11 protein-coding genes are annotated in these 10376 nt (G+C 73.4%); 1 reads left to right on the top strand and 10 read right to left on the bottom strand.

Annotated features, from left to right (window positions below):
* Positions 1-82 precede the first annotated feature (82 nt).
* Together ACYVHU_RS00155 and ACYVHU_RS00150 are read right to left on the bottom strand one after the other, a co-directional pair.
* Entirely contained in the window at positions 83-289 is a 207-nt protein-coding gene (locus tag ACYVHU_RS00155; RefSeq protein ID WP_498947319.1) for a hypothetical protein, read from the bottom strand.
* Between the two features lie 123 nt (positions 290-412).
* Complete coding sequence (locus ACYVHU_RS00150) at positions 413-577, bottom strand: hypothetical protein (RefSeq protein ID WP_159457207.1); 165 nt, start codon at positions 575-577, stop codon at positions 413-415.
* A gap of 186 nt (positions 578-763) precedes the next feature.
* Here ACYVHU_RS00150 and ACYVHU_RS00145 point away from each other — a divergent pair, with 186 nt between their 5' ends.
* Positions 764-1054 carry a hypothetical protein gene (locus tag ACYVHU_RS00145; RefSeq protein ID WP_078760073.1) on the top strand — a complete coding sequence of 97 codons (291 nt, stop codon included), beginning with the start codon at positions 764-766 and terminating at the stop codon, positions 1052-1054.
* Between the two features lie 323 nt (positions 1055-1377).
* Here the strand turns inward: ACYVHU_RS00145 and ACYVHU_RS00140 are convergent, their stop codons facing one another.
* From ACYVHU_RS00140 to secA2, 8 genes are all read right to left on the bottom strand, one after another.
* The gene (locus ACYVHU_RS00140; RefSeq protein WP_235000701.1) at positions 1378-2145 is read right to left on the bottom strand and encodes an ABC transporter permease; all 768 of its coding nucleotides are present in this window, start codon (positions 2143-2145) and stop codon (positions 1378-1380) included.
* Positions 2146-2152: 7 nt separating this feature from the next.
* Positions 2153-3061, bottom strand: coding sequence for a 2-aminoethylphosphonate ABC transporter permease subunit (locus tag ACYVHU_RS00135; RefSeq protein WP_235000699.1), 909 nt, complete (start codon positions 3059-3061; stop codon positions 2153-2155).
* On the bottom strand, positions 3058-4164 hold the full coding sequence (locus ACYVHU_RS00130; RefSeq protein WP_078760071.1) for an ABC transporter ATP-binding protein: 1107 nt from the start codon (positions 4162-4164) through the stop codon (positions 3058-3060). The genes ACYVHU_RS00135 and ACYVHU_RS00130 overlap by 4 nt, the downstream gene beginning before the upstream one ends.
* Positions 4161-5198 carry a 2-aminoethylphosphonate ABC transporter substrate-binding protein gene (locus ACYVHU_RS00125; RefSeq protein WP_078760070.1) on the bottom strand — a complete coding sequence of 346 codons (1038 nt, stop codon included), beginning with the start codon at positions 5196-5198 and terminating at the stop codon, positions 4161-4163. The genes ACYVHU_RS00130 and ACYVHU_RS00125 overlap by 4 nt, the downstream gene beginning before the upstream one ends.
* A gap of 3 nt (positions 5199-5201) precedes the next feature.
* Positions 5202-5867: a phosphonatase-like hydrolase gene (locus tag ACYVHU_RS00120; RefSeq protein ID WP_078760508.1), complete on the bottom strand. Its 666-nt coding sequence runs from the start codon at positions 5865-5867 to the stop codon at positions 5202-5204.
* Positions 5868-5902: 35 nt separating this feature from the next.
* Complete coding sequence (locus tag ACYVHU_RS00115) at positions 5903-7012, bottom strand: TIGR03364 family FAD-dependent oxidoreductase (RefSeq protein ID WP_200813527.1); 1110 nt, start codon at positions 7010-7012, stop codon at positions 5903-5905.
* Positions 7013-7173: 161 nt separating this feature from the next.
* Complete coding sequence (locus ACYVHU_RS00110) at positions 7174-7950, bottom strand: GntR family transcriptional regulator (protein ID WP_078760069.1); 777 nt, start codon at positions 7948-7950, stop codon at positions 7174-7176.
* 62 nt (positions 7951-8012) lie between these two features.
* Complete coding sequence (gene secA2, locus ACYVHU_RS00105) at positions 8013-10310, bottom strand: accessory Sec system translocase SecA2 (protein ID WP_078760506.1); 2298 nt, start codon at positions 10308-10310, stop codon at positions 8013-8015.
* Between the last annotated feature and the right edge of the window lie 66 nt (positions 10311-10376).

The raw sequence follows: 10376 nt of genomic DNA, 5'->3' as shown, positions 1-10376 counted from the left end.
CTTTAGGGAAGGGCCGCTGTCGACCGGACCGCCTGCCGCGTCCGTGGGTGTCCGGCGCTCGGGCACCCACGCCGGCCACCGCTCAGTCGTCTTCCTCCGCGTCGTCCTCTCCGCCTCTGATCCTCGCCTCCAGGGCCGCGGGGACCGGCAGACCCACCCGGGTCAATCTCTGGTGCGCGTCGGCCGCCTGTTCAGGGGGGAGGCGGGCGATCTGCTCGTCCGTCATGGTCATGATCTCGTACACACCCGGTTTGGGGCCGGGGACGGTGTCGTGTGTGCGATCTTCCACTGTGGCCGTTTCTGTTGGTTCGTCCGAGGGACCGGAGGATCCGAGGCCCAACGGGACCGGCCGGAGCGGCAGCGCGTGGCCGTGAACTCGAAGGGCCGGCGTGTCGTCCCGCGCCGGACGGGTTCAGTCGGAAGCGGAGTCCTCGCGCTGGACCATCGGGAAGGCTCGGGGAGCCAGCGCCGCCGGTGCCGGTGGACCGAAGAAGAAGTCGGGGATCGGATCACCGTTGCACTGTTCGGCGAGGGCTTCGGCGAAGTAGGCGCGGGCGCTCTGTTGGGGACCGGTCACGTCCTCCTCCTGGTCTGCTCGGGTCCCACGGGCACCGAACCGTCGGAGCCCGCGGGGGACTCTTTCGATTGTGCTGCATTCGCGGCCGTCGCGGGAGTGGAGTGCCGCCTCACGTCACGTATGTCGCCGGATTTCTCACCCTGCGAAGTCCAAGACGCCGCGCGGGCGGACAGGGACGGCGGGGACATGGTGGTTCGCATCGACGCCGGGCGAGGGGGCGAGCCGGCCGGGACGGCGCCGATGGACTCGTCGGCCGTGGTCTCACTGACGAGCAGGCGGCACGTGACGGCCCTGGTGGGGTGCTCGCAGCGGGTCCGCCACCCGCTTCCCGAGCGGGCGACCGGCCCGGCCCTGTCGCCGGCCGAGCGGGTCGGCGGCGTGGGCCTGTTCGACGCGCGGCCCGGCATGGCCGCCCGAGCCGGGAACACCCGACCGCACCACCACGCCCCCTCGCCGGTGCGGTCGGGGGCGCGCTGACATCGATAACCGGCCGGGACCTCCCCGCCGACCGGTGTACCGGCCGCGCCCGGCCGGCACCGCCCCGGGCCGCGCCCGCGCGGCCCGGCGGGCGCGGCCTCCCGGCCCCGGCGACCTCGGCGCGGCGGGATCGCGGCGCCCCTGCCCCGGCCGGCGTCCTTCACCGCCCTTGAGGCCGTGTCTCCCGGGCGCGGTGCCGGAGCGTCACGGAGCACCCCACCACGGCCGGGCGCCGCCTCCTGTTCGGGCCGCTCACGCCCGGCCGGGAGCGCCGCTGTGCCGCCCCGAGCCACGAGGGGCCTGCGGCCGCTCCCCGGCCCTCCTCACCGTTCGGCGGCCCTGGTGCGCACCGAGTTGAGGGCGAGCAGCCCCACGAGGGTCAGGCCGAGCAGCACCACGGTGCTCGCCGACGCCGCGAACAGCGCGCCCCGGTCGGACTGGGCGAAGATCCCCACCGGCAGCGTCCGCCAGTCCGGCGGATAGAGCATGATCGTGGCCCCCAGCTCTCCCATGGACAGGGCCAGCGCCAGCCCCGCGGAGGCCGCCAACGCCGGAAGCGCCAAGGGGAGCCGGACGGTCAGCAGCACCCGGGCGGGAGAGGCGCCCAGGCAGGCCGCCACCAACGCGATGTCGGGGTCGGCCCGCTCCAGCGCCGCCGACACCGTGCTGTAGCTGAACGGGAGCACCAGCACGAGGTGGGCGATGAGCACGATCCACCGGGTCCCGTTGAGCAGCAGCGGAGGGTGGCTGAACGCCACCAGCAGCCCCAGCCCGACGACGACCGACGGCACGGCCATGGGCAGGTGGAGCAGGCCGTCGGCGAGGCGGCGGATCCGCCCCCGGGAGCCGTGCAACGCGAACGCCGCCCACCCGCCCAGCAGAACCGACCCGGCCGAGGCGATCAGCGCCGTCTGCACGCTCACCAGGGCGCTGGCCAGCGCGTCGCCGCCGGTGGCCGCGGCGAGGTGGGCTCCCGTGAGACCCCCGGGCAGCACGCCCCGCCACGACGCGGCGACGGCGGCCAATCCGATCACCGCCAAGGGCGCCACGACGATGACGCCGAAGACGACCACGAACAGGACGACCAGCACCGATCGGCTAGTCCTCGTCCACACGAGCACGCCGCTTCCCCCTTCCCGACAGCACCCAGCGGTAGACGCCGTACAACAGCAGCGACAGCACCACGTTGACGACCGCGACGACGCACGCCGCCGGATAGTCGAAGGTGACGATGCCCCAGGTGTAGACGAGGACGGGGAGGGTGACCACGTCCTTGGCCCCGATGAACAGCACGATCCCGAACTCGTTGGCCGCCATCAGCAGCACCAGGCAGGTCGCGGCGGCCAGCGCGGGACGGACCTCGGGCAGCACCACCTGCCACAGCACCCGCCAGGGACGCGCTCCCAGGCTCGCCGCGACGTCGAGCCGCGCCCGGGGGATCTGCCCGAACGCGGCGACCAGCGGACGCATCACGAACGGGGTGAACAGGGTGATCTCCGCCAGGAGCACCCCCCACGGGGTGTAGAGGAAGTCCAGGGAGCCGCCGAGGAGGGCGTTGAGCGCGCCCGCGCTGCCGTAGAGGAAGGTGAAGGACAAGACGATCAGGAACCCGGGGACCGCCGGCAGCACCGCCACCAGGCCCGACACCAGGCGCACCCCCGGGAACGGGGCGAAGGACACGACCAACGCCAGGAAGGTCCCGATCAGCGCGCACCCCGCCGCGGCCCCCACGGCGATGAGGACCGTGCGGGCGACACCCGCCCCGAACTCCGGCGACGTCACCACGTCGGCCCACACCGCGAGGGTCGGACCGCCGGTCTCGGCGATGAAGGACTGCGCGACGACGAGGGCGAGCGGGTAACAGAAGAAGTCGGCGACGACGATCAGCGGCGGCAGCGCCCACAGCGCCGCCCTGCGCCCGGTTCCACGCGCCGGCGCGGCGGGCGCCGTCCCGGCCGGGACGGCCGGGCTCTCCTGCGCCGCCCCTGTCACGGCCTCGACGCTCACGTCTCCTCCTCGGGGGAGGCGTCCGCGATCAGCGGGCAGCCGTCGGGAACGGTCAGCGCCACCCGCCCACCGACCGGGGGCAGCCCCTCGATCGAGGCGACCTCGGCGCGCACCCGCACCTCCTGGCCGGAGTGCGCCGCCCCGTCCAGGCGCAGATCCAGGCGGAACACCTCGCCGCGCCACTGGGCGGCGAGCAGGCGTGCCGGCAGTCCGCCGGTTCCCTCGGCGTGGACGCCGACCCGTTGCGGGCGCACACCGAGCACGGCGCGGCGCCGCCCGTCGAGCTCCCCGGAGACGCGGGCCCGCATGATCGCGTCTCCCAGCCGCACCGTCGCGCCCCCCTCGCCGTCGACCTCGACGACCTCCACCGGCAGCAGGTTGGCCGCGCCGAGGAAGGCCGCGGTGAACTCGGTGCGCGGGGTCCGGTACATCTCGCGGGCCGGTCCCACGTCGACCAGGCGGGCGTCGCGCATGACCGCGATGCGGTGCGCGAGCGCGAGCGCCTCGCTCTGGTCGTGGGTGACATGGACGATGGTGGTGTCGGGCAGTTCGGCGCGCAGCCGGAGCAGTTCGCCCACCATCTCCTCGCGCAACGCCGCGTCCAGGGCCGACAGCGGCTCGTCCAGGAGCAGGACCGCCGGGCGGATCGCCAGCGCCCGGGCGATGGCGACCCGCTGCTGCTGTCCCCCGGACAGCTGGCGGGGCGAGCGGTCGGCGAACGCCGACATGCCGACCAGGTCCAAGACCTCGGCGACCCGCTCCCGGATCTCGGCGCGGGGCGCGCGCCGCGCCCGAAGCCCGAACCCGACGTTGGCCGCCACACTCATGTGGGGGAACAGGGCGTAGTTCTGCACCACGACGCCGATGCCCCGTTGATGCGGGGGCAGGTCGGTGACGTCGCGCCCCTCGAGCAGCACCCGCCCACGCGAGGGGCGGACGAAACCGGCGACGGCCTTGAGCGCGGTGGACTTCCCCGAGCCCGAGGGGCCGAGCAGGGCGAGGGTCTCGCCCCGCTCGACGGTGAGGTCGAGGTCGGCCAGCGCGGTCTTGCGCCCGTAGTCCACGCCCACGCCGCGCAGCTGGATGGCGGGGGCCGCGCTCATCGTCCGACCGCCTCCTCGTAGGCGGCGAGGTCGGCGTCGAGGTTGTCCAGGACGACCGTCCAGTCGGGCTGGCGCACCTCGACGCCCGACAGCAGCTCCTCGATGCGCTTGGCCCGCTCGTCGGTGGCCTCGACGTCGTCGCGCACGGGGTCGCCGTAGACCTCGGAGAGACTGGCCTGCACCTCGGCGGAGTACAGGAAGTCCAGGAGGCGCTTCCCGTTCTCCGTCTGCGGGGCCCCGGCGACGAGTCCGGCGTAGTAGGGGATGGCCAGCGTCGACCGCTCGCCGTCGGCGTCAGCGGGGAAGAAGACCTCGAACCCCGCGCCGTCCTGTTCGATGGAGGTGAGGTTCATCTGCACGTCGCCGTTGGCGACGTGCAGCTCGCCCTTGTCCACCTTGGGTTGCAGCCGCCCGGTGGAGGAGGAGGGGCCGACGTTGTTGGCCTCGAGCTCGCCGAGGTAGTCCAGCGCCTCCTGTTCGCCCATGACCTGCTGGAGGTGGAGCAGGACCGCGGTGCCGTCGCCGGCCTGGCCGGGCGTGGAGTACTGGACCTTGCCCTTCAGGCCGGGGTCCAGCAGGTCCTCCCAGGTGTCGGGGAGGGGGTCGGCGTGTTCGGTGTTGCGGATGAAGGACAGGTAGTTGTCGACCAGCGGGGCGTAGCGGTCCTCGCCGTCGCGTCGTTCGGCGGGGACCTGCTCGATCCCCTCGGGGGCGTAGCTCGCGAGCAGATCCTCGCGGGCGGCCTGCTGCACGAACGGGGGCAGGGTCACCAGCACGTCGGCCTGGACGTTGGCCCGCTCCTTCTCCAGACGGGAGACGACCTCCCCCGAACCGGCCTCGACCAGTTCGACGGCGATGCCCGTCTGCTCCTCGAACTCGGCGAAGCGGTCGTCATACCAGGGCTTGAGGCCGTCGGCGCTGTAGACGGTGACGGTCTCGGATTCGGCCTGGGCCGCGCCGGTCCCGCCGCACGCGGTGCCCAGCAGGAGAAGGGGCAGGGCCGCGCCGGCGAGGGCGCGATGGGTGGAACGCATGGGTCACTCCTGGGAGGCGGGGTCGGTCCCGGTGGAGGCGATGAGCGCCGGGAGGTCGCGGACCGAGTCGATGACGTGGGTGGCGCCGGCCTCCGTCAGCGCGGCGCGGTCGTGGGCGCCGGTGAGGACGCCGACGGCCAGGCCGGCCCCCGCGCTGCGGGCGCAGCGCATGTCGGAGGCGGTGTCGCCGGTGACGGCGACGGCGCGGACGTCCGCCACGCCCAGTCGCAGCACGGCGGTCAGCACCATGTCGGGGTAGGGGCGGCCACGGCCGGCGTCGACCGGGCTGAGGGCGAGGTCGGCGAGGTCGCGCCACCCGAGGCTGGAGAGGATCGCGTCCCGGGTGACCGGGGCGAACCCGGTGGTGAACGCGACCGCCACCCCGGCCTCCCGCAGGGAGCGCACGGCCTCCTGCGCGCCGGGGACGGGCGCGCAGCGGCCCGCGGCGACGAGGTCGGCGTAGGCCTCCTCGAAGGCGGCGTTGGCGCGCTGGGCCACCTCCTCGGAGCCGAAGAGGGCGCGAAAGACGGTGATCTTGGACTGGCCCATGGTGTCGCGCACGTAGCGCAGGGCACGGTCGTGGGCGTCGTCGGCGACCCCGGCGGCGGCGAAGGCCCGGGTGGCGGCCTCCTCGACCAGGCCGTCGTCCAAGACGGTGGTACCGGCCATGTCCACGACGGCGAGGGAGACGGGCGGGTGGTGGGTCACAGTCCGAGCTCCTCGACGGTTTCCTCGGCGATGGCGGGCGAGCAGGTCATGCCGCCGCCTCCGGTGCCGGTCAGCAGCCACACGCCGTCGCTGACGCGCCGGCGGTAGACGACGTCGCCGTCGTCGGCCTGGGCGTAGACGCCGGCCCAGCGCCGTCGGACGGACGGCAGGGGACGGCCGAGCAGTTCGGCGACGCGCGTCTCCAGGTGGTCGTAGGGCTCGGTGGCGACGTCGAAGTCGAAGGGCTCCGCGTAGGCGTGGGTGTCGCCGATGGTCAGCCCTCCGTCGGCCCGCTGCACCATGAGCAGTTGCATGCGGTGGTGGGCCGCGACCTCGGGCTGCGGCTCGGTCTCGACGAGCCGTTCCAGCGCCGGGCCCGCGTAGGCCGGGTAGTAGCGCAGGCTGTCGCCGTCGGCGACGGAGGTGGTGAGGCGCTCCCCCAGCGGCGCGGTCTGCATCATCTGCAACCGGACCCGGCGGACCGGGATCGGGCCGGCGAGTTCGCGGACCAGGCCCGACAGGGCCGCCCCGGGGCACACGATGATCACGTCGCCGTGGTGGCGGTCGCCGTGGTCGTCCACCGCGACCCCGGTGTCGACGTGGCGTACCTCGCGTCCGGGAAGCCAGGTGTAGCGTCCGCCGGCGAGCAGGTGGGCGCGGAGTTCCCGCTGGGCGACGCGGGGTTCCACCGCCGCGTCCCGCTCGCACCACAGGGCGCCGAGCATGGGGCCGCGCAGGGCCGGGTTGACGGTTCGCGCCTCCTCGGGGTCGACCAGCCGGGTGCCCCGGCTGTCGAGGCTCCCCCCTTGGGCGAACTCCTGGGCGACGGCGAGCTCGCCCGGGGTGCGCAGCACCGTCAGGGAGCCGTTGGCCCGGAAGCCGAGGCCGGGGACGCGCCCGCCGATCCGCTCCCACAGGGTGCGGGCGCGCAACGCGATCTGTAGTCCCCGCCCGGCGGGGCGACCGCTCACCCACACCAGGCCGAAGTTGCGCAGCGAGGCGCCCCTGGAGTCGGCCTCGCGTTCGATCTGGACGACTTCATGTCCGCGTTCGACGGCGTGCCAGGCGTGCATGGTGCCCAGGACGCCGCCACCGATGACGACGATTCTCACGTGAACGATCGTGGGCCGCCCGGTCATCGGGAAACCTGCCCGGCGGGGAAGGGGAGGTGAACCACGAGGGAAGCTTGGTCTAGATCAGTTACCTTTTCGTTATCAAAAAAGGAGGGTCCTCCCCGGGACGCGCGGACACGGCCCCGATCCCCTCCTCACCCCGACGGGGACAACCGGGCCACGAAGCTGTAGCGATCCCCCCGGTACAGCGAACGGACCCGCTCGAAGGGCACCCCGTCGGTGTCACGCGACACCCGGTGCAACAGCAGCATCGGCAGCTTGGGGTTGTTGCCGATCAGCAGGGCCTCGCGCGGCGTCGCCAGCACGGTCTCGATGCGCTCCTCCGCCTCGCCGAACACCACCCCCAGGCGCTGCTGGAGACAGGCGTACAGCGACTCGGCCGGATCGAACACCCTCTCCAGGTCCGGGAAGCGCCGCTCGGGCAGGTAGGTCGACTCCAGGCCCACCCGCTCGTCGTCGGCGAGCAGGACCCGTTCGATGTGCAGGACCGGTTCCCCCGGCCTCAGGGCGAGGTCCGCGGCCAGCCCGTCATCGCAGGCAAGACGCTCCATCGTGACGAGCGTGCGGCCGGGACGCACCCCCTGGCTGCGCATCCCCTCGGTGTAACTGGCCAGGGCCAGCGGATGGGACAGCTTGGGCGGGGCGACGCGGGTCCCGCTCCCCCGGCGGCGGCGCAGCACCCCGTCGAGGACGAGGTCGTCCACCGCCTGGCGCAGCGTCATCCGCGAAACCCCGAAGCGTTCGGCCAGCTCCCGCTCGGGCGGCAGGGCGGCGTCCTCGGCGAGCTCCTCGACCAGTTCCAGCAGCCGGGCCTTGGCCTCGTAGTAACGGGGGATGCGCCCGTGCTCGGGGATGCCGGCGCGTACCGGACGGCCGGCCCGGTGCGGGGGGATCTGCGGTTGTACGGCCACGTTCGGCAAGGATAGCGAGCGCCCCGCCCCGCGCGAGCGGGACGGGGCGGGGCGGCGACGGTCTAACCGCGGCCCAACGCGCTCCTGATCCGGCCGGCCGCGTTCTCGAACTCCGTGCTGAAGGGATGCTCCTGGACCATGTAGGTCCAGGTGATCGAGGGACGCTTGACGCCGGCCTGCGCCACATCGATGCGCCCGTCGACCACCGGGGCCTCGTTGAACGTCTCGGCCGCGCGGGCGCGGGCGTCGTCGAGGAAGCCCTTGAAGGCCGGCGCCGCCTCGGCGTTGAACTCGTCCAGCGGATTGCGCCGCCCCAGGAAGCGCAGGTGGATCCCCTCGCGCAGGTCGGCGAGAAACGCCAGGTGGTCCACCCACCCCTGGTCCAGGTGGTACAGGGTGATCAGCCGCGCGGCGCGGGCGACCTCCTCGGCGCCGACCTCCTCGACCAGCTCGGCGTGGCGTTCGGGACAGTCCACGGCGAGCTGGCGGTCGCCCTGGTCGGCGTGGAGCACCTCGGAGCGGTGTTCCAGCACGACCCCGCGTTGCAGGTCGATGAGCTTGTTGTAGCGCCAGGTGTTGCGGTGCAGCTCCATGAGCCGGCCCTCGGCGACGCGCTGGGCGTGGTTGACCACGTCCCGCCAGGACGGATCGGTGATCTCCCCCTCGGCCGTCACGTCGTACCCGCGGGTCTCGGGGGCGTTGGCGGCGACCAGTTCGTCCTCGACGCTGACGAAGAACCGGGAGCTTCCCGGGTCGCCCTGGCGGCCGGCGCGTCCCCGCAGCTGGTCGTCCAGCCGGCTGCTGGGGTAGCGGCCGTAGCCCATGACGTAGAGGCCGCCCGTCTCGACCACGCGGTCGCGGTCGGAGGTGTCGCTGCCGCCCAGGCGGATGTCGGTGCCGCGGCCGGCCATCTGGGTGGAGACCGTGATGGCGCCGTAGGCTCCGGCCTCGGCGATGACCGGGGCCTCCTCGGCGTCGTTCTTGGCGTTGAGCACGGAGCAGGTCAGCCCCTCGGCGGCGAGCCGCCGCGCGATCCGCTCCGACTCGGCCACGTCCTGGGTACCGATCAGGATGGGCCGGCCGGTCGCGTGGACCTCGGCGACCTCGGCGACGAGCGCGTCCTCCTTCTCCTCCTGCGTCGCGTAGAGACGGTCGGGTTCGTCCACCCGCACGCAGGGTTTGTTCGGTTCGATGACCGCGACCTCGAGCTCGTAGAACTCGCGGAGCTGCTCGGCGACGGCCATGGCGGTGCCGGTCATGCCGCAGCGGACCGGGTAGCGCAGCAGCAGCGCCTGCACCGTGATGGAGTCGAGGACCTCGCCGGAGTCGCTGGCCGCCACCCCCTCCTTGGCCTCGACCGCCGCCTGGAGGCCGTCAGGCCACCGTTGCAGCAGGGCGATGCGGCCCCGCGACTCGTTGATGAGCTTGACCTCGCCGTCGCGCACCACGTAGTGGACGTCGCGCTGGAACAGCGCGTGGGCGTGCAGGGCGAGGTTGACCCGCGGCAGGATGGAGGTGTCGTCGGCGGAGTACAGGTCCACACCGCCGAGCGCCTCCTCGACGGCCTCGATGCCGGTGTCGGTCAGGTGGACGTTGCGCCCCTCGTCGTCGACCTCGTAGTGGCGCCCCGGCCGCAGTCCCCGGACCAGCTCGGCCATCGCCACGTCGGACTCGACCGCCTCGGCGGCGCCGGCCAGGACCAGCGGCACGCGCGCCTCGTCCACCAGCACCGAGTCGGCCTCGTCGATGAGGGCGACCCCCGGATCGGGGACCACCAGGTCGGCGGGGTCGGTGGCGAGGCGGTCGCGGAGCACGTCGAAGCCCAGCTCGCTGACCGAGGCGTAGGTGACCTCGGCCGCGTAGGCCGCGCGGCGTTCCTTGGCGTCGGCCTCCTGCCCGATCCAGCCGACGGTGACGCCGAGGAGGTCGTAGAGGGGCCGCATCCATTCGGCGTCGCGGCGGGCGAGGTAGTCGTTGACGCTGATGACGTGGACCCGGCGCCCGCGCAGCGCGAACCCGGCCGCGGCCAGCGCGCCGGCGAGGGTCTTGCCCTCGCCCGTGGCCATCTGGGCGATGCGTCCGTCCAGCAGCGCCATGACACCGACGAGCTGGACGTCGAAGGGGCGCTCGCCGAGCGCGCGGCGGGCCGCCTCGCGTCCCACGGCGCACAGTTCGACGAGATCGTCACGTTCGTAGGGCAGCTCGGCGTCACCGAGCTCGGCGGCCTTGGCGGTCAGCTCCGTATCGCTGAGGCCGCCCAGTTCCGCCTCACGGTCCTCGATCGGCTTGAGTAGTTTCACATAGGGCCGCAGATCCACCGAACCGGGTCTACCGAGCACCCGCCGGACACTCTCGGCCATTCGTCCGAACACCACAGCAGGGTAACGCGACGGCGGGGCGCGTGGTTCCCCGCACCCGCCGCTTGA

This window comes from Marinactinospora endophytica, from assembly GCF_054780875.1.
This window is presented reverse-complemented; position numbering and strand designations above follow the sequence as displayed.